Here is a 19428-nt window from a genome sequence, read left to right on the forward strand (position 1 = left end):
TGCTCAGTAGTCCTGCACCACGGAGGTGCGGGCCTCGGCGACGGCCCGGCGGCGCTGCGTCAGGGTGAGCGTGACGGGAACGGTCGGCCGCCCCTCGTCGTCCCGCCCCAGCGGCCCGGCCACCGCCACGCAGCGCAGCGGCAGATCGCGCTCCGCCGGTCCGCGGAAGTGCACCTGGCAGGCGCCCAGCGTGCTGCGCGCGGGGTTGAGTCCGTGCGCGCGGCCCGAGGCGAGCAGCGAAGTCTGGCGCAGCGCCTCCATCAGGTGCAGACCGGAGTACTGGCCGTCCTCGCCGGTGAACACGGGGCTGACCCGGGTGGAGAGCAGCCAGGTGCTGAGCCGGCCGCGCGAGACGTCGGTCGGTTCGCTGATCACGATGTTCTCGGGGGCGTAGCGCCCTGCCTCGGCGGAGTCGACCGGATGCAGCGGGCCGTCCGGGGCGTCGTCGAGCTCGGGCGCGGCCTGCAGGGCCTGCCGGGAGTGCTCCACGTGCTTGCGGTACAGCTTCGGCATGAGGAAGACCAGGCCGGCGGCGCCCGTCGCGCACGGGCGGCCGTCGATGGTGACCTGGAGGTGGAAGTCGAGCCCGCGCGGCACCTCGGCCACCACGTTCGCCGGGCGGGCCGTGATGTGGGTCGCCAGGGGAACGGGGCCGGCGGCGCCCGCGTCCGTGCGCCAGGCGGAGAGGTCGGTGAAGTCGAGGGTGAAGCGGTAGAAGAGGCCGGGCCGGTCGTCTGGCACGCCGAAGTAGCGGTGCCCGACGAACTCGCCGATCTCGCGCACCGTCTCGGTGGCGATCTGCAGGTCGTGGAAGTACCCCGGGCCGTCGTTGAAGAGCGGGTGGGTGACGGGAGTCGCGCCGACGAGGGTGAAGTGCTCCTCCCCCAGGCTGGGAGCGTCCAGGGCGTAGTACGCCCGCGTGGGCGGACGGTGGATCAGGTGCTGGGTGCCCGCGGTCGCGTGTCCATGGATGGTGGGGGGCGAGGTCGTGCCGTTGTCGACTGTCATGTCCCTCTCCTTCTCTGCAGCCATGGTGGAGCGGCGGCGGAGCGGGCAGCCACCCGGCGCCGGTGTCAGCAACGTGCATGGCAGGAACTCGTCCCGCTCCACCGGCCCCCTCCGGGCCCGCGGGGCTTTAGCGAGGTCCATGCGGCGGGGCGCACCGTCTGTACCGAGGCCCCGCCCCCCGGGACGTCCCCCACCCTTCGGGCGGGGCCTTCGAACCGCTGCTCTCCCCGATCCCGGAAGGGAGCCCCGATGGCCGCCACAGGCTCCGCGCGCACCCCCCGCGCCGTACCGGACCGTGCGGAGCCGGCGGGAGCACCGAAGGCACCGACGCAACCGGCGCCACCGAGCCCGTCGGGACCGCCGGGCCGGGCGCCGGCCCCTCCGACCGCCCGGCTCCGGTTCGGCTACGCCTCGGGATCGCTCGTCACCGGTACCTTCACCACGCTCCCCGGCCTGCTCCTGCTCCCGTACCTCACCGACACCCTGGGCGTGGGCGCCGCGCTCGCCGGCGCGATCGTCTTCGTCCCCAAGGCGTGGGACGCGCTGCTCAACCCTCTGGTCGGGCGGGCCAGCGACCGCACCCGCACCCGCTGGGGCGCCCGCCGCCCGTACGTCCTGGGCGGTGGCCTCGCGATGGCCCTGGCCTTCGCGCTGACCTTCGCGGGCCCGCTGCCGGGCACTGCCGGCGCCTGGTTCACCGCGGCCGGCTACCTGCTCACCGCCACCGCGTTCGCCTTCTTCCAAGTGCCGTACGTCGCCATGCCCGCCGAGCTCGCCGACCGCGACGAGGACCGGATGCGGCTGGTGGGCGGCCGGGTCGCCGTCATCGGGGTGGCGGCCCTCGTCACCGGCGCCGCCGCTCCCGCCCTCGTCGACGCCGGTGGCGGCGGCCTCGCCGGGCACCGCTGGGTCGGCGTGTTCGGCGCGGTGGTCATCGCCCTGGGCGCGCTCTGGGTCTTCGCCGGCACCTCCGGCGGCGGCCGGGGCGGCCGGGTCCTGGAGAACGAGCCCAGCCTGCGCCGCCAGTTCGCGGCCGCCCGCGGCAACCCCTCCTTCACGGCACTGCTGCGGTGCGTGGTCGTCCAGTCCGTCGCGACCGGCGTCCTCCTCGCGGGCGCGCCGTACTTCGCCGACCACGTGCTGCACGACTCCGCCGGGGTCGGCCCCATGGTGGCCGCGTTCGTCGCCCCCAACCTGCTGACCCTCCCGCTCTGGTCGCGGCTGCGCGGCCGCCGCGGTCACGCCTTCGCCTCCGCGCTCTTCGCCGCCGGCTGCCTGCTCTTCCTCGCGGCGCCGGTGCTGCCCCCGGTGGCGGTGCTCGCCACCATGGCGCTCGCGGGCACCGGCCACGCGGGCCAACTGCTCTTCCTGTACGCGATGCTGCCGGAGTGCATCGCCGATGACACCGCCCGCACCGAGCGCCGCCAAGCGGGGGTCCTGTCCGGCCTGTTCACCACCGGCGAGGGGCTCGGCGTCGCCCTCGGCCCCTTCCTCTACGGCCTCGTGCTCCAGCTCTCCGGCTACGTCTCCTCCGGCACCGGGCGCGCCGCCGAGCAGAGCGCGACCGCCGAACTGGGCATGCTGGCCGGCTTCGCCCTCCTTCCGGCCCTGGCCACCGCGGGCGCCGTCGTCCTGCTGCGCGGATACGGACGCACGGGCCGCCGCCCCTACTGACCCCTCATCCGCCGTCGTTCGGGTGACACGGGTATGCGGGACCCCGCACGCGCAGGATGATGGGACGATCATGGCTCGCGGGCATCGGGGGATGGCGTGACGTACACACAGGGGTGGGACGCGGCCCAAGTCGGTTTCGGTCCGGGGGTACGGGCCCTGATCGAGGAAGAGCTCCTCCCGGACCGTACCGTCATCGTCCGGACCGGCACGTACGTCGTCGACCCGCCCTTCTTCGGCAACGGCGACATCGGGCGGGTCGCCGTCTGCGGAGCCGTCAACGAACTGGCCGTCACCGGCGCCGAACCCCGGCACATCGCCCTCGGCATCGTGCTGGAGGCCGGACTGCCGCTGGAGCTGGTGCACAGGCTGACCGCTTCGGTGCGCTCCGCCGCCGCCGAGGCCGGCGTCACGATCGCGGCCGTCGACACCCAGGTCGTCCGCGCGGGAGAGGCCGACCGGGTCTTCGTCACCGCGACCGCCTTCGGGGTGCCGGTCCCCGGCGCACCGGCCCTGGACCTCGACTCGGTCCGGCCGGGCGACCGCATCCTGGTGACCGGGCTGCTGGGCAGCCACGCCGCCCACCTGGTCTCGCTGCGCGACGGCCTCGGGTACGAGCACCACGTGCCCAGCGACTGCGCCCCGCTCGGCGGCTTGTTGCGGGCGGCGGGCGCCGACATCCGCCACGCCCGCACCGTGGTCGCGGGAGGCCTGGCGGAGGTACTGCGCCAGTGCGCCGCGGGCCGCGGCCTGACGCTGCGCGTCGAGGAGGCCGCCCTGCCCGTACGGTACGAGGCCCGGGTGGCCCTCGGGGCGCGCGGCCTGGCCCCTCTGGACGCGGCCTGCGCGGGCTGCCTCTGTCTGTTCGTCCCGCCGGAGCACACCGCCGGGGTCCTGGCGGCGCTGCGCGCCCACCCCTACGGCCGTCAGGCCGCCGTCGTCGGAGAGGTCACGGCCGACCCGGTGGGCGACGTGGAGTTCCTGGCCGCCGACGGCCGCCTCCACACGCGCACCGTCCCGGCCGGCTCCGTCCCCGAACGCCTCCTCTGACCGTCCGGTGAGGCAGGGCACGGCAGGGCACGGCAGGGTGCGGAACCGGCCAAATCCTGTTTCAGGACGGTTGGTTGATCAAAGGGCGGGGTGTCCCGCCGGCGCATATGCTCGGCCGTACGGACGTGCGCCCGTACGTCCGAACGCCTCGCGAACCGTAAGGGGACCGCGCCGTGAGTGTCCGCATTCAACCCTCCTCCCAGGTCGACGAGAGCGCCGAGCTCGGTGAGGGGACCACGATCTGGGATCTGGCGCAGATACGGGAGGAGGCCCGGCTCGGGCGCGGATGCATCGTGGGGCGCGGGGCGTACGTCGGGCCCGGCGTGCGGATCGGGGACCACGTGAAGCTCCAGAACTACGCGCTCGTATACGAGCCGGCCGAGCTCGGCGACGGGGTGTTCATCGGTCCGGCGGCCGTCCTCACCAACGACTTCTACCCGCGCGCGGTCGAACCCGACGGCCGGCTCAAGCGCGACGGCGACTGGGAGCCCGCCGGAGTCGTGGTCGCCGAGGGCGCCTCGCTGGGGGCCCGCTCGGTGTGCGTGGCCGGGGTACGGGTCGGACGCTGGGCACTGGTCGCTGCCGGCGCGGTCGTGTCGAAGGACGTACCGGACTTCGCGCTCGTGGCGGGCGTGCCGGCGCGGCGGATCGGCTGGGTGGGCCGGGCCGGCGTCCGTCTGGTCGAGCGCGCGGGCGAGCCCGGCGTATGGGAGTGCCCGCGCACCGGTGCGCTGCACGACGAGGAGGACGGCACGCTCCTCGAGCGAACCTGACGGAACGTCGGCAAACTGCGTCATCGGCATTTCCCCAAAACCGCAATCAACGAACATCCGTGGGCATACCTTGTCCCTGTATACGGGATCTGAGCACGCAACAGGCTGTGCTCAGTGGGGGGTTGTAACACGACGAGGGCATCGCGGGCAGTGACGGCCGGCGCGGACACCACGCGCCTGCCGGCACTGCTGATCACGCATGCTCCAGTCCGAGGCATCGCTGGGGGGTCCAGACGCAGCCTTCGGACGGCTCGTGCCACCGGTGGGACGAAACCGGCGGCACGGGCGTCGCCGTCACGCGCAATCCCCCTCCGAGGAACGATCAGAGGGGGTAGGTGTCTTGGTGCCGTACGGCGCGGACATACGGGGTGCGCGGAGTACCCGGGGAGTCGGGGTGGGGACCCGATGACCAGCACACGATTAGACGCACTGGCCGGCGAGGACCTGCCGCTGCACGCCCTCGCCGAGCGGCTGCTCGCGCTGGCAGAGGCGGGACTTCCCGCGATGTACCTGCCGGACGCCGAGACCTTCGTGTTCACCAGGGCGGGGACCGTCTCGCCCGACGGCACCCGCCGCATGGAGCAGCGGGGCACCAGCACCCGGTACGCGGCCATCACCGCGCTGGGCGCCCGGTTCCTGCCCGAGGACCGCCAGCGGGCCCTGTTCGGCGGACGCTCCGCCGAGGAGTTCGCGGGCCTGCTCGTGGAGCGGCTGCCCGGGGTGGTGAACCTCGGCGACTCGGCACTCATCGCCTGGGCCGCCGCCGAGACCGGCCACCCGAAGCTGTCCGACGCCCTCGGACGGGTGGCGGCACTGGACGTGCCCGGGCGGCCGCGGTACACGGTCGAGGCGGCCTGGGCGCTCTCCGCCCTCACCGCCGCGCGCGGCGCGGTGGACGTGGAGGACCGCCTGGCGGCCGCCCGCACCCGGCTGCTGGCGGCCAGGACGGGCGACGGCCCGCTCTTCCCGCACGCCACCGGGCCGGGGCTGGTCCCCGGATACCGCTCCCACGTGGCCTGCTTCGCCGACCAGACCTATCCGCTCCAGGCACTGGCCCGGCTGCACGCGAGCGGCGACGACCCGGAGGCCCTCGCGGCCGCCGACGCCTGCGCCGCCCGCATCTGCGCCCTGCAGGGGGACGGCGGCCAGTGGTGGTGGCACTACGACGCCCGCCGCGGCGGCGTGATCGAGGGCTACCCGGTCTACAGCGTGCACCAGCACGCCATGGCCCCGACCGCGCTGCTCGACCTGGCCGACGCGGGCGGCACCGACTTCGGCGCGGCCGTCCGCAAGGGTCTGAGCTGGATGACCGACGTGCCCGAACTCGCCGGCCCCACCGGGACCCCGCGGGAGCCGGTGATCCGCGAGGACTTCGGCGTCACCTGGCGCAAGGTCTACCGCGGCGACCCGAAGAAGGCCGTCCGCGCCGCCCGCGGGCTCACCACCCGGGTGGCGCCCGGCGCGCGGCTCGCCCCGCTGGACCGGATCTTCCGGCCCCTCGCGGTGGACCGCGAGTGCCGCCCGTACGAATTCGGCTGGATGCTCTTCGCCTGGCTTGGGGGGCTGCCGAGATGACCCGACGGCCCACCCTCTTCGGGATCGCGCTCGATCCCCTGACCATGGACGAGACCGTGCAGCGCTGCCTCGACGCGGTGCGGCGCGGTGAACAGATCGAGATCGGCATGGTCAACGCCGCCAAGCTGGTCAACATGCGGCGCGACCCCCGCCTCGCCGAGGCGGTCGCCGGCTGCGACCTCGTCCTGGCCGACGGCCAGGCGGTGGTATGGGCCGGCCGCTTCCTGGGCGTGCGGCTGCCCGAACGGGTTGCGGGAATCGACCTGTTCATGCGGCTGCTCGCGGCCGCCGAGGTGGCGGAGATCCCCGTCTACCTGCTCGGCGCCGAACAGTCCGTCCTGGAACTGATGCTCCGGCAGATCTCCGAACGCTTCCCCGGCCTGCGGGTCGCCGGCAGCCGCAACGGCTACTTCGCCGACGCCGACCAGGAGCCGATCGCCGACGGCGTCGCGGACAGCGGCGCCCGGATGCTGTTCCTCGGAATGACCTCGCCCAAGAAGGAGATCTTCACCGCGGGCTACGGCAAGCGCACCGGCGCCCACGTCGTCCACGGGGTCGGCGGCTCCTTCGACATTCTCGCCGGCATCACCAGGAGAGCCCCGCTGGTCTGGCAGCGGGCGGGACTCGAATGGTTCTACCGCACCCTCCAGGAGCCGCGCCGTCTCGGCAAGCGCTACCTCACCACCAACGCCGCCTTCCTGGCCATGACGGTCCGGGAGCTCATCCACCGCACACCGTCTGCCGGTTCCGCGAACAGGAGTCACTGATGCGCGTCGTCGTCGTGGGACAGGGATACGTCGGACTGCCGCTGGCCATCCGGGCCGCCGAGGTCGGACACCAGGTGATCGGGTACGACGTGGACGCACGGCGGGTCAAGAGCCTCGCCGCCGGCGAATCGTACGTGGAGGACGTCTCCTCCGAACGGCTGAACCGGGCGCTGGTCAACGGCACCTACCGCCCGAGCGAACTGGCCCGGGACTGCGGCGGATTCGACGTCGCCGTCGTCACCGTGCCGACCCCCTTACAGGACGGAGCCCCCGACCTGCGCTACATCGAGGAGTCGGCGCACACCCTGGCCCGCTTCCTGCGCCCGGGCGCGACCGTCGTCCTGGAGTCCACCACCTACCCGGGCACCACCGAGGAGCTCTTCGCGCCGATCCTGGAGGACGGCTCCGGGCTCACCGCGGGGGAGGACTTCCACCTCGGCTACAGCCCCGAGCGCATCGACCCCGGCAACACCGTCTGGGGCTTCCAGCAGACCCCCAAGGTGGTCTCCGGAGTCGACGCCCGCTCCCTCAAGGCCGTCGAGGCCTTCTACGGGGAACTCGTCGACACCACGGTCCCGGTCCGCTCGCCCAAGGAGGCCGAGCTGGCGAAACTGCTGGAGAACACCTTCCGGCACGTGAACATCGCGCTGGTCAACGAGATAGCCATGTTCGCCCGCCACCTCGACATCGACGTCTGGCAGGCCATCGAAGCGGCCTCCAGCAAACCCTTCGGCTTCATGAAGTTCACCCCCGGCCCGGGCGTCGGCGGCCACTGCCTGCCGATCGACCCCTCGTACCTGAACTGGCGGGTGCAGCGCGAACTCGGCCAGAACTTCCGCTTCGTCGAACTCGCCAACGACATCAACAACCACATGCCCGAGTACGTGACCCGCCGCGTGATCGACGCGCTCAACGCCAAGCGCCGCTCGGTCAACGGCTCCAAGGTCCTGCTGCTGGGGCTCGCGTACAAGAAGAACACCGGCGACGCGCGGGAGTCGCCCGCCGTCCGCATCGCCGAACTGCTCCTCGACATGGGAGCCAAGGTCCGCGCCGTCGACCCCCACGTCGTGGAGAGCATCAAGGTCGACGCCCGGCTCGTCCGGGTCGAGCCGACCCGCAAGGAAGTGGCGGCCGCCGACGTGGTCGTCCTGCTCACCGACCACGACTCCTTCGACTACCAGATGATCGCGGAGCACGCGTCCTTCGTCCTCGACACCCGCAACCGCATGACCGGACCGAAGGTGGAGGTGCTCTGACCCCATGACCAGGATCGTCTGCGTGGCCGGGGCCCGGCCCAACTACATGAAGATCAAACCGGTGATGGACGCACTGGAGCGCCGCGGCGCCGAGGTGATCCTCGTCCACACCGGACAGCACTACGACGAGTCCATGAACGACGTGTTCTTCCGCGACCTCGGCATCCGCCCGCCCGACCGGTACCTGGGGGCCGGATCCGGCACCCACGCCCAGCAGACCGGGCGGGTGATGGCCGCCTTCGAGCCGCTGCTCGACGAACTGGCCCCGGACGCGGTGGTGGTGGTCGGCGACATCAACTCCACCCTCGCCTGCGCCCTGGTCACCGCGAAGGCCGGCCCGCTGCTGGCCCACGTGGAGTCCGGCCTGCGCAGCCGGGACTGGAGCATGCCGGAGGAGGTCAACCGGGTCGCCACCGACCGGCTCAGCGACTACCTGCTGGCCCCCTCGCCCGACGCGGCCGCGAACCTGCGGGCGGAGGGCTACCGGGAGGACCAGATCCACGTCGTGGGCAACGTCATGATCGACACCCTCCTCGCCAATCTGGACCGGGCGAGGACGTCCGACGTCCTGGACCGCTACGGACTCACCCGCGGCGGATACGGCCTGGTCACCCTGCACCGGCCGGCCAACGTCGACGACCCCGCCGCCCTGCGCGGCCTGCTCAAGGCGCTGGGCGAGATCGCCGACCGGTGCCCGCTGCTGCTGCCCGTGCACCCGCGGGCCGCCGAACGGCTCGCCGAACTGGGCGTGCCCGGCGGGATCAGGCTCGTACCGGCCGCCGGATACCTCGACTTCATCGCCCTGCAGGACTCCGCGCGGCTGGTGCTCACCGACTCCGGGGGCGTCCAGGAGGAGACCACCGCCCTGGGCGTGCCCTGTGTGACCCTCCGGGAGAACACCGAGCGCCCCATCACCGTCGAGGAGGGCACCAACGTCCTCGCGGGCACGGATCCGGACCGCATCACGGCCACCGTGAACCGGGTGCTCGACCATCCGCCCGCCCCGCGCTGCCCCGAACTCTGGGACGGCCGGGCGAGCGAGCGCATCGCCGCGGTCCTGCTCGACGGCCCGCCCGCGCACACCCGGCCGCGCCCGACCGACCTCGTCCCGCGCGGGGCCGCCGCCGATCAACAGCACGTGCTGTAAACGCAATTCGAAGGGGAAGACCATGGATCTCGCGGAGATCTGGCGGGTCATGCGCAGACGCTGGTACGTGCTGCTGCCCGGACTGCTGATCACGGCGGCGCTCACCGCCGCCGTGTACCTGCTGGTCCCGGTGGAGTACCGCTCGCAGAGCACGGTGACGCTGCTGAACTCGGAGAAGGCCACGGTGGCCTTCGACGGCAACCCCTTCCTGAGCACCCAGGCCTCGCTCACCGGGATGGCCGACGGTCTGGCCCGCAACCTCAACTCCGACGGCGCCAAGGCCGACCTCAAGTCCCTGGGCGTCACCGGCGTGCACGAGGCGAAGATCGCCGACAACGCGCTCGGCCCCTACATGTGGCTGAGCGTCGTCGGGACCGACCGGGCCGCCGTGCTGAAGTCGGACGAGATCCTCACCACCTACGCGGAGAAGCGGCTGCTGGAGTTCCAGAGCCAGCAGTCGGTGGCACCCAATGCCATGATCCGGATGTCGACGATCGTGCCTCCCCAGAAGCCGGAGGCACAGACCAAGGCCAGGCTCCAGTTCCTCGTCATGGCGGGCGCGCTGGGCTTCGTACTCAGCCTGGTGGCCACCTTCTTCGTGGAGGCCCGCACGAGGCAGCGGTCGTCGCCCGCCAAGCACCGGCCCGCCCCCGGCGAGGCCGGCGGACCGGCCGCGGACGACGCCGGTGACCCGACGGCCACCCTGCGCATGACCGTCGCCCACCCGGCCGGCTCCGGCGCGGCCGGCTCCCGTTCGGCCGGATCGCCGTGACCGGCGCCGCAGCGGACACCGAGACCGCCCCGGCGGCGCCGTCGCTCGGGCGGAAGGTCGGCTCGGCCGCCCGGTGGAGCCTGATCAACACCGTGGTCATGCGCCTCGGCAACTTCGTGACCGGGATCATCCTGGCCCGCTTCTTCCTCGGGCCCGAGGCCTGGGGCGTGTACGGGATCGCGCAGACGGTGCTGCTGGTCCTGCTCTCCGCGAACGAACTCGGCGTCTCGCTCGCGATCATCCGCTGGGAGGGCGATCCCCGCCGCTTCGCCCCGACCGTCCTCACCCTGAGCGCCCTGTCCAGCTGCCTGCTGTACGCGGTGCTGTTCGCGGCGGCCCCCGCCGTGGCCGACGTACTCGGCTCGCCCGAAGCCTCCGGCGTCCTGCGGGTCATGTGCCTGTGCGTGGTCCTCGACGGCCTCTCCCAGGTGCCCGCCGGCTTCCTCACCCGGGAGTTCGCCCAGGGCCGGCGGATGGCCGTCGACGCCCTCAACTTCGTCCTCAGCACCGCCGTCACCCTGCTGCTGGCCGTCCAGGGCTGGGGCGCCATGAGCTTCGCCTGGGGCTCCGTCGTCGGGAACGTGGCCGCGCTCATCGGCTGCTGCCTCGCCGCGCCCGGCACCCTGAGGTTCGGCTGGGACCGGAGCCAGGCGAAGGCCCTGCTGCGGTTCGGACTCCCGCTCGCCGGGGCCAGCATGCTCGCCCTCGGCGTGGTCAACGTGGACACCATGGTCGTCGGATCGACCCTGGACGCCCTGGCCCTGGGCTTCTACGTGCTCGCCTTCAACATCTCCGGCTGGCCCGTCCGCATCATCTCCGAAGCGGCCCGCCGCGTCTCCTTCGCCGGCTTCTCCCGGCTGGCGCAGTCGCCGCAGGCGCTGGCCGCCGGATTCGGCCGCGCCCTCGGCGTCGTGATGACGGGCACCGTCCCGCTCTGCGTGCTGCTCGCAGCCCTCGCCGCACCGCTCGTCGAGCTGATCTACGGCGCGCGCTGGCTGCCCGCCGCCCGCGCGCTGCCCTGGCTGATGGCGCTCGGCCTGGTCCGCATCGGCTGCGAACTCGCCTACGACTGCCTGGTCGCCGTCGGCCGGCGCCGCTCGCTCATCGGGGTCCAGGGGCTGTGGCTCGTCCTCCTGATCCCGGCCCTCGTGGTCGGCGCCCGCACCGGCGGGATCGTGGGGGTGGCCCAGGGGCACGTCCTGGTCGCCGGCGCCGTCGTGGTGCCGGTGTTCCTCCTCGCCCTGCACCGCGGCGGCATCCGCCTGGGGACCGTCGCCCGGGCCTGCGCCTGGCCGTTCCTGGGCGGGGCGGTGATGGCGGCGGTGGTCCTCGGACTGGAGCGGTTCCTCGGCGACGGGGTGCTCGCGCTCCTGGCGACCGGGATCGCCGGCACGCTCGTCTACGGGCTGTGCGTCCTGCCCAGCCGCTCGTTACTCCGGGGGTAGCACCGTGACACAGCACCGAAGGCGGCTGGGGGCGTGGCTGCTCGCCGGCGTCGTGCTGGCCGTCGTCCTGACCCTCTGCCAGGCGGACCGCACCGGCGTGGGCGAGCACTCGGCCGCGCCGTCCGCGACACCGGCCGCGGCCCCCTCGGGGACGGACGCGCCCGCGCCCACCGCCCCGCCGAGCCCCTCGGCCACACCCTCCCCGACGCCGCCACCGGGCACGGCCGAACCGTCGCCCTCCGGCTCCGCCTGCGCCTCGCCCGGCGCCTGCGGATTCCCCGACGCGGGCAGCACCGGCCCGCGGATCGCCCTGGAGCGGCACGACACGGGGAACATGTCGGTCAAGAAGGACGGCACGGTCATCAAGGGCTGGGACATCCGCGGCTCGCTCGACATCTACGCCAACGACGTGACCGTCATCGACAGCAGGATCACCTCCACCAACTGGTGGGGGATCAACCTGCGCCCCGGCTTCAGCGGACTGAAGGTCCTGCACACCACCATCACCGCCGTGCCGGGCAAGGGCCCCGACAACGGCGGGGTGAACTACGCCGTCTCCAACATGGGCGGCAGCTCCGTCGAGGTCGGCTGGTGCGACATCTCGGTCTTCGGCAACGCCCTGTCCATGGGCCAGGGGGACCTGCATGACAACTACGTGCACGACCTCGTCGCGTTCCGCAACCAGGGCGGCGAATGGCAGCACACCGACGCCGTCATCAGCGGGGGCGGCAACAAGGGCCGGCTGATCCTGCGCCACAACACCCTGCTGAACTCCACCCCGGTGGACCGGGGAGCCACCGCGGCCGTCGGCCTGTTCGCCGACACCGGGGTCGTCTCCTCCGTCGTCGTCGACGGCAACTGGCTGGCCGGGGGAGCGTACGCGCTCTACGGCGGCGGCCCGGGCGCCACCGGCATCCAGGTCACCGACAACGTCTTCTCCACCCAGTACCACCCGGGCGCCGGAGCCTACGGCCCGGTCGCCGCCTGGAATGCGGGCGGCGCCGGAAACGTGTGGAAGGGCAACCGCATGTCCGACGGCCGGCCCGTCACCCCCGAACCCACCAGTTGACGACGGAGAGTCCATGATGCGCCGGATCGCACGGGCCCCCTGGGAGCTCCTCAAGCGGGCCTTCGGCTGGCTGGTGCTCTTCGAGGCCCGCAACAAGCTCCTGCTCTTCCCCTCCGCCGTGCGGCTGCGCCGCTTCGAGGACGCCGAGGCCGCCCGCCTCGCCGCCCTCCTGGGCCGGCCCCCGGCCGCGCTCGTCGCCACCGTCATCCCCACCCACCGGCGCCCCGGGGGACTGGGCGCGGCGGTCCGCTCGGCGCTGGCGCAGACCGTCACCGACCAGGTGGTCATCGTCGTCGACGACGGCGCCGGACTGCCCGAACTGCCGGCAGACCCCCGGCTGTTCGCGGTCTCCCTGGCCCGCAACACCGCCACCGCCGGCATCGTCCGCAACGTGGGCATCCGGCTCACCCGCTCCCGGTACGTGGCCTTCCTGGACGACGACAACCTCTGGGAGCCCGACCACCTGGAGCAGGCCCTGGCGGTGCTGGAGCCCTCCGGCGGCCCCGACGCCGTCTACACCGCGCTGCGCAGGGTGCTGCCCGACGGCACCGAACGGGACGTCCTGTCGGTGCCCTTCGACCGCCGCCGCGCCGCCCACGAGGCCTTCCTGGACACCAACGCCTTCGTGGCGCGGCGCAACCGGTCCCTGTACTTCAGCCGACTGCGCCGCACCCCCGAGGTGCTGCCCCGCGAGGACTGGGAGCTCGTCCGCCGCTACGCCCGCCGCCACGAGGTCCGCCACCTGCCCCGCCCCACCGTCCGTTACCTGGTCAACCCGGACAGCTTCTGGACCGCCTGGGACGGCCCGATTCCCTAGGGTGCGTGTCGGATCTCCGCGGCGTTGCGAGCCCTGGCGGGCACGGTCGCCGCACCGCATTCCCCTCGCCGGACTGACCGTTCATGTCGACTTCGGCAGCGGATCAGGCTTCTGCGATCCACCTTCGGACGCGGTCAAGTTCGACGCGCCCGTTGGCCAGGAGGTCTCTGTGCTTGATGGTGATCGTCCGGGAAGACGGCGTGTCCCTGGCGATGGTGGTGGTGAACACGCCCCATGCGGCTTCTTCGGTGAGGGGTCGCCCGTCGCGGTGGAAGCGGAAGCGGTTGCGCCGCATGGAGTCCGCTGTCCCTGCCTGGTCCCGGGTGATGTTGACGAACAGGGCGCGGTGGCCGGTGGCCGCATCGAGCTGGGGGATGCGCAGCGAGTTGAACGGTGACTTGGTGAGGAAGGCTCTGCGGTTGAAGTGGCGGCAGTGCGCCTGCACGTTGGCGGTGAGCAGCGGAGCGTCCTTGGTCTGTGCCGGGGTGAGGTTGTACGTGTGACCCCCCAGGTGCTGGTAGGCGGGTATGGCCCGCGCGTACAGGTCTTCGGCTTCGTAGGGCATGACCAAGCCGGGGATGATCCGGGTGTTCTTGTTGTCCACGGAGAGGACCTGGTCGCCCATGGTCTCGAAGGATCGGCGGGCTGTGTGGGTCAGATTGCGGACGGGCCAGGCCCAGCATGACGCTGTAGTGAAGTAGGAGTACCGGCCGGTGTAGGCAAGGCAGTTGTAGAGGTGGCTGGTCCCGGAGCGTGGTGCGCCGATGATGAACACGGTTGTGGTGGGGCTGTGTTCGGGCATGGGCTTGGGTGCGTACCGGGTTCGTGCGTCGAGCTCCTGCTGAATATCGATATTTTCGCGGACCGCGATGTCCGGGTTGAAGGGGAGCGGCTGTCCAGTGCTGCGGATCTGGTCGAGTACCGCCTTCACGTACGCCAGACTCGTGGAGGCTGGCGCGATTCCCTGCGCGTACCGCTCCTCCAGTGTCTCGGCGAGGACGTAGTGGCGGGGGTCGTTGCTGAACCGGTAGACGCGGGTTCGGTAGAGGGCGACCATCGCGCCGACGGGGTGGGGCGATGCCAGCTGCTCGGTGAAGGTGTCGGGCTTCACTCTGTCCTCTCGTTGCGGCGCAGGGTGTGCCAGCTGTGGGTGTAGCCGTTCCGTCCGAGGTAGGGGCTGGTGAGGATGTGGTGGATCTCCATCCAGTCGGCCAGGCGATCAGGGCTGCACCGGTACGGGGTTTCCACGTTGTACGCGGCCAGTGCCTTTGCGGAGAGCCCTGCCGGCAGGGGGCCGTGGGTCATCGCCGTGGTGACGAGCAGCTTGGCCAGGTCGTACGCGAACGGGGCGGGCGTCAGGTCGTCGAAGTCGACGGCGGTGATCGTGGTCGGCGTGATCAGGAAGTTCCGTGGGTTGGAGTCCTTGTAGAAGGCGGCCGGTTCATCGGCTGATGCCTCGATGATGTGGACGGCCCGGTCGATGCTCAAGGCCGGGCCGGGCACCATGGCCGCGCCCATGTTGTGCCGGACACGGGCTATGCGGCTGGCGGTGAAAGCGCTCATTCTGCCGATGCCGGGAAGGTCGAAGCCCTGGTCGAGACGCACGGAGTGAAGTGCCACCTGGTGGGCAGCCGCGTGCGTCTGCCCCAGTAGGCGGGCAACGGCGGGCACGTCGTCCGGGAGGGCGTGCCGGCCGGGCAGGTACTGGAACTCCAGCACCTGCGGATGGTGGGCGATCAGGTCGGGGACGGGCATTCCCAGGGCGTCGAGCCAGGCGTGCTGGGCGACGGCCCGGGACGCGGCTTCTGCCGTTCGGTACTGCTTGGCGAAGCCCACGATCACCCCCCGGCCCGGAGGGTCGCGGTGAGGTAGCTGACTACCGAACCGGTCTCGACAGGACCCGAGCGCGGTCTCTACCGGGTCTCTCCTGATGAAGTGCGGGATCTCGCCGCCAAGTACGGGGTGACCGACGAGGCCGCCATAGCGGAGGTCGCGGCGGCGGCAGCGGAGCCGCCGGGTACGGGGTGGTGGTCGTCCTACCCGGTGGCCCAGGCATATCGGGACTTCGTGGAACTGGAGGCTGATGCGGAGAAGATCCGGATCGTCAACCCAGTGGTCATCCCCGGCCCTGTCCAGACCCACGGCTACGCACGGGAGATCATCACCAGGTCGGCCAACGCGGGAGCCGAGCGGCGAGCAGAGCAGCTGGTGTCGATCCGGATGGCGCGGCAGGAAGTCCTCTACCGCCCGGACAAGCCAGTGCAGCTGCACGCGCTGATTCCCCAGTCCGCACTGCACGCGGAGTTCGACACGGCGCCGGTCGTCATGAAGGAACAGATCCGCAAGCTGCTCGACGTGGCCGAACTGCCGAATGTGACGCTCCAGATCATCCCGCTCAACGCCCACCCCGCGTTCGTGTCCAACGGCGCAATGACGATCCTGACGTTCCAGCATCCGTGGGCGCCGGTGGTCAGCATCGACAATCCGATGGGCGGCGACCACTCCGAGGACAAGGATCAGGTCGCCTACCTGGAAGCCGTATTCGAGCAGACGGCGACCATTGCGCATTCCGTGGATCGGTCACGGGATGTGCTCGTCGAGCACCTGGAAGGACTGCACAAGTGATTCAGCAGCGTACGCACGTACCTATGGCGTCGAGCATCCCCGGCGCGGTGTGGATGAAATCGTCGCACTCCGGCTCCAACGAAGGCCAGTGTGTCGAGGTCGCCGATGTCCGGCGGACTCACGCCGGCATCGCCGTTCGGGACTCGAAAGTGCCGGACGGTCCGGCCCTGATGATGGCTCCGTCCTCATTCGCTGCTCTCATCGAGAGCGTTGTCGGAGGTAACTTCAGCGCCTGATCAGTGCGCATCAAAGCAGATGGGCCCGCTCCCCCAGTCGACAGCGGGGAGGTCGGGCCTATCTAGCTAGTCCACCCGTACCCATCTGCGAGGATGCCTACTGCCGCGTCCAACGACGCATTGCGCAGCAGCGCCCACAGCCCCGCGCAGTACCCCGGGCACGCCCCTTCCCATGGTCGCCCGTGCGTGTGCAGGCCCCGGGCCCGGAGATGAGTGATCTGGTCAGGGGTGTTCCATTGGCCCGATCTAGGGCCCCGGAGTGGCGCGCAGCGCGGACGGGCTGGCCAGGGCGCGGGCGGCCGCCAGGCTGGCGGGGCGGCCGAGGACGGCACGTGAGGCCTCCCGCAGCAGGACCGCAGTCCGGAAGGCGGCCGTCGCCACCGCCCCGTGCCGGCGCCCGTAGAGCCTCACCCGGTTGAGGGTCAGCAGGGTCCACAGGCGCGGCGAGACCTGCGAGTCCCCGCCGAGATGGGTTGCCGCGGCCGCCGGCTCCAGCCGGGTGACGAAACCGCGGTCCCGGGCCCGCAGGCAGTACTCGGTCTCCTCCGAGTACAGGAAGAAGGACTCGTCCCAGGCCCCGCAGGCGTCGAGGCACTCCCGGGACAGGGCCATCAGCGCGCCGGTGGCCCAGTCGGCGACCGTCGCCCGCTCGTACGCGGTCGGGTCGGTGACCAGTTCGCTCCAGCGCGGGAACCGTCCGGCCCGGCGGTTGCCGATCACCGCCTCGCCGAGCGCCCGGGTCACGCGCGACTCGCGGCGCAGCGAGTGCAGGAGCGTCCGGCCGTCCTCCTCGTACAGCAGCGGGACGCTGATGCCGACCCGGCCGCCGCCGGGCGCCGCCGCGCCGAGCGCGTCCAGGAGCAGCGCGGCGCAGCCCTGCCGCATCCGGACGTCCGGATTGCACACCAGGGCCGCCCGGAAGCCGCCCTCCCACGCGGCGGCGGCGCCGAGAGCGGCGTTCACCCCGGCCGCGTACCCGGCGTTGCGGCCGGTCTGGACGACCGTCGCCTCCGGGGCCAGGGAGCGGATCAGGTCCACGGTGCTGTCGGCCGAGTCGTTGTCGGCGACGACCAGGCGCCAGTCGAGCCCGGCCATCCCCTCCGGCAGCGAGGCCAGGAACGCGGGGAGCACCGCAGCGCTGTTCCAGGTGACGACGAGGACGGCTACCGGGCCGGAGCCGGATCCGGAGCCGGGGAGGGGCTGAGGGGAGGCTGGTCGGCGGGAAGACATGGGAACTCCACGGATCGGGGCTCGGGCGCCGCGCGCCGGATGAAGCCGAGGTAGCTGCCTCCGGCGGCGATCGTCAGGAAGAACATCCCGGCGAACATCGGGAAGCTGAGGGCGTCGAAGGTGGCGCTGACGACCAGGGCGACGACGGCGGAGGCGAAGAACGCCTGCCCGAGCTCCCGGTCGGACTCGCCGGCGGCCAGCCGGCGGATCGCCCCGCCCTGGTGGATGCCGGTGAGGAAGAGGAACAGGAGCACGAACAGCCCCAGGAAGCCCATCTCGGCGAGGGTCAGCATGTACTGGTTGTCGGTGAAGAAGTACAGCTCGGGAATGAAGGTGCCCAGACCCCGCCCGGCGAACGGGCGCTCGTCCAGGTAGGGGACGATCGCGCTGTACTTGACCGTACGGGCCTGGGTGCTGCTGTCGGAGTTCGTCAGGAAGGACGCGAACAGTGCGGTGATGGTGCCGATCAGCCCCGGGATGATGACCTTGAAGCAGGACACCGCGCCCAGCAGCACACCGATCGCGCTCCACCTCCGCTGCGGCTTCCAGCGCGGCACCATCACCAGGATCACGATCAGCGCCCCGATGATCGAGGTGCGCGACACCGTCAGCGGCAGCGCCCCGCCCATCAGCACCACCGGCCCCCAGCGGCGCCACGCCCGCAGGTGCCTCCGTACCGGATCGAAGGCCTGCTGCACGGCGAAGGGCAGCAGCAGCGCCAGCATCCCGCCGAACTCCAGCGGCTGCGCCGTGGTGGACCGGGGCCGGGTGAACGCCCCGCGGTCCAGGGTCGCGATCTGCGGGACGCTCGACTGCAGCCCCGGAATGCTGATGCTGTCGGCGATGTTCGTCGCCGTGAAGAAGTCGTAGAACCCGATGGCGGCCACGATCGTCCCCATCACCACGGCCCGGCGCAGCAGCACGTCGAGACGGGCCCGGTCCTGGACGCCGGCGGAGACCAGCACCACCAGCGACACCCACACCAGCAGGGCGATCAGTCCGCGGTCCGCGCCGAGCAGCTCCTTGCGCACGCTCCCGCGGCCCGCGTTCGCGATGTACGAGGCCAGCACCGACACGGCCAGCAGCCACATGGCCACCCGGGGCAGCCGGGTCCCGGGAGCCGGCCGGATCCGGCCGGTGAGCCAGGTCGCGAGGTACCAGAACAGCGCCAGCAGGGCGAACACGTTGGCCGGGGTGCCCACCCCGCCCAGGCCCGGCAGCGTCAGGTTCGACGGGATGAAGAAGGCCAGCGCCAGATACCCGGTCAGCAGCGCGGTGGCGTCCGCGTGGCGGCCCCGGGACCTGCGGCGCCCGACCCGCCCGCGCGCGGTGGCCCCGGCGGAGCTCTCCCGCCGGCGGCGGCGCGCCGCCAGCAGGGCGTCCGCCACGAAGGAGAGGGTGAACCCGCTGCTGACACCGAGGATGAGGACCCCCAGCACCTGCTGGTAGCGGCTCTTGAGCTGCGCCACCGGGGTCTGCGGCAGCACCACCGGCGTGCTCTGGACGAAGTAGGCGGGCTGGACCTTGGCCGCCGCCTGGAGCGCGTTGAGCTGCTCACCGGCGAAGGCCGTCAGCGTGTTCGTCTCCTCCAGCACCTTCCCGCGGTCGGTGCCCGTGACCGTCAGCGTCAGCAGCGGGCCCGAGGTGTTCGCGGCGAACCCGACGGTGTACGGGTCGGTCACGCCCAGGCTGTGCAGTTCGCGGGCGGCGTCGGCCCCGGACAGCGTCCTGATCAGCACGTCCGCCGTCACGACCAGGGTGCCGCCCGCGTTGGATATGGGATTGCCGAAGGCGGGCGGCAGCTGGGAGGCCGCGTTGGAGTCGAGCAGCGCCACCGAGCTCTGCGACTGGTACGCCACCGGCACCGACCGGTACAGGTGCAGCGCCGCCAGCAGGCTGAGGAGGATCGCCGGCACGATCACGTACCAGCGCCGGCGCAGCACCGCGGCCATTTCACGAATGCTCACGAACACCCCTGCCGGGTACC

18 protein-coding genes are annotated in these 19428 nt (G+C 72.1%); 13 read left to right on the forward strand and 5 right to left on the reverse strand.

The genetic code is table 11. The features are described 5' to 3' along the window. Positions 1-3 precede the first annotated feature (3 nt). A complete protein-coding gene (locus OG332_RS35215; RefSeq protein WP_327417245.1) occupies positions 4-1008 on the reverse strand; it encodes an AfsA-related hotdog domain-containing protein in 1005 nt (334 codons plus the stop codon). 249 nt (positions 1009-1257) lie between these two features. On the opposite strand from OG332_RS35215, the gene OG332_RS35220 reads away from it, so the two are divergent. From OG332_RS35220 to OG332_RS35270, 11 genes are all read left to right on the forward strand, one after another. Beyond that, positions 1258-2682 carry an MFS transporter gene (locus OG332_RS35220; protein ID WP_327417246.1) on the forward strand — a complete coding sequence of 475 codons (1425 nt, stop codon included), beginning with the start codon at positions 1258-1260 and terminating at the stop codon, positions 2680-2682. A gap of 96 nt (positions 2683-2778) precedes the next feature. Further along, positions 2779-3729, forward strand: coding sequence for an AIR synthase-related protein (locus OG332_RS35225; RefSeq protein WP_327417247.1), 951 nt, complete (start codon positions 2779-2781; stop codon positions 3727-3729). A gap of 173 nt (positions 3730-3902) precedes the next feature. Next, positions 3903-4502 (forward strand): acyltransferase, encoded by a 600-nt coding sequence (locus OG332_RS35230; protein ID WP_327417248.1) that lies wholly within the window; start codon positions 3903-3905, stop codon positions 4500-4502. 405 nt (positions 4503-4907) lie between these two features. Beyond that, positions 4908-6077 (forward strand): hypothetical protein, encoded by a 1170-nt coding sequence (locus OG332_RS35235; RefSeq protein ID WP_327417249.1) that lies wholly within the window; start codon positions 4908-4910, stop codon positions 6075-6077. Next, positions 6074-6844 carry a WecB/TagA/CpsF family glycosyltransferase gene (locus OG332_RS35240; RefSeq protein ID WP_327417250.1) on the forward strand — a complete coding sequence of 257 codons (771 nt, stop codon included), beginning with the start codon at positions 6074-6076 and terminating at the stop codon, positions 6842-6844. Before OG332_RS35235 ends, OG332_RS35240 begins: the two co-directional genes overlap by 4 nt. Then, entirely contained in the window at positions 6844-8100 is a 1257-nt protein-coding gene (locus tag OG332_RS35245; protein WP_327417251.1) for a nucleotide sugar dehydrogenase, read from the forward strand. The genes OG332_RS35240 and OG332_RS35245 overlap by 1 nt, the downstream gene beginning before the upstream one ends. Positions 8101-8104: 4 nt before the next feature. After that, complete coding sequence (gene wecB, locus OG332_RS35250; RefSeq protein WP_327417252.1) at positions 8105-9247, forward strand: non-hydrolyzing UDP-N-acetylglucosamine 2-epimerase; 1143 nt, start codon at positions 8105-8107, stop codon at positions 9245-9247. Between the two features lie 22 nt (positions 9248-9269). Then, entirely contained in the window at positions 9270-10019 is a 750-nt protein-coding gene (locus OG332_RS35255; protein ID WP_327417253.1) for a chain length determinant protein, read from the forward strand. Beyond that, on the forward strand, positions 10016-11464 hold the full coding sequence (locus tag OG332_RS35260) for an oligosaccharide flippase family protein (RefSeq protein WP_327417254.1): 1449 nt from the start codon (positions 10016-10018) through the stop codon (positions 11462-11464). The genes OG332_RS35255 and OG332_RS35260 overlap by 4 nt, the downstream gene beginning before the upstream one ends. 4 nt (positions 11465-11468) lie before the next feature. After that, positions 11469-12533 (forward strand): hypothetical protein, encoded by a 1065-nt coding sequence (locus tag OG332_RS35265; RefSeq protein ID WP_327417255.1) that lies wholly within the window; start codon positions 11469-11471, stop codon positions 12531-12533. 13 nt (positions 12534-12546) lie between these two features. Then, positions 12547-13350 carry a glycosyltransferase family 2 protein gene (locus OG332_RS35270; protein ID WP_327417256.1) on the forward strand — a complete coding sequence of 268 codons (804 nt, stop codon included), beginning with the start codon at positions 12547-12549 and terminating at the stop codon, positions 13348-13350. 103 nt (positions 13351-13453) lie between these two features. Here OG332_RS35270 and OG332_RS35275 read toward each other — a convergent pair whose 3' ends face one another. After that, on the reverse strand, positions 13454-14461 hold the full coding sequence (locus tag OG332_RS35275; RefSeq protein WP_327417257.1) for a sulfotransferase: 1008 nt from the start codon (positions 14459-14461) through the stop codon (positions 13454-13456). Further along, positions 14458-15186 carry a phosphotransferase gene (locus OG332_RS35280; RefSeq protein WP_327417258.1) on the reverse strand — a complete coding sequence of 243 codons (729 nt, stop codon included), beginning with the start codon at positions 15184-15186 and terminating at the stop codon, positions 14458-14460. The genes OG332_RS35275 and OG332_RS35280 overlap by 4 nt, the downstream gene beginning before the upstream one ends. 99 nt (positions 15187-15285) lie before the next feature. Here OG332_RS35280 and OG332_RS35285 point away from each other — a divergent pair, with 99 nt between their 5' ends. Both OG332_RS35285 and OG332_RS35290 read left to right on the forward strand, forming a co-directional pair. Then, positions 15286-15975, forward strand: a complete 690-nt coding sequence (locus tag OG332_RS35285) for a DUF5753 domain-containing protein (protein WP_327417259.1) — start codon at positions 15286-15288, stop codon at positions 15973-15975. Beyond that, positions 15972-16211, forward strand: a complete 240-nt coding sequence (locus OG332_RS35290; RefSeq protein WP_327417260.1) for a DUF397 domain-containing protein — start codon at positions 15972-15974, stop codon at positions 16209-16211. Before OG332_RS35285 ends, OG332_RS35290 begins: the two co-directional genes overlap by 4 nt. A gap of 246 nt (positions 16212-16457) precedes the next feature. Here the strand turns inward: OG332_RS35290 and OG332_RS35295 are convergent, their stop codons facing one another. Continuing rightward, positions 16458-17441, reverse strand: coding sequence for a glycosyltransferase (locus OG332_RS35295; RefSeq protein WP_327417261.1), 984 nt, complete (start codon positions 17439-17441; stop codon positions 16458-16460). Further along, the gene (locus OG332_RS35300; RefSeq protein ID WP_327417262.1) at positions 17375-19408 is read right to left on the reverse strand and encodes an O-antigen ligase family protein; all 2034 of its coding nucleotides are present in this window, start codon (positions 19406-19408) and stop codon (positions 17375-17377) included. The genes OG332_RS35295 and OG332_RS35300 overlap by 67 nt, the downstream gene beginning before the upstream one ends. Positions 19409-19428: the final 20 nt, after the last annotated feature.

The organism is Streptomyces sp. NBC_01233, assembly GCF_035989305.1.
GTDB lineage: Bacteria > Actinomycetota > Actinomycetes > Streptomycetales > Streptomycetaceae > Streptomyces.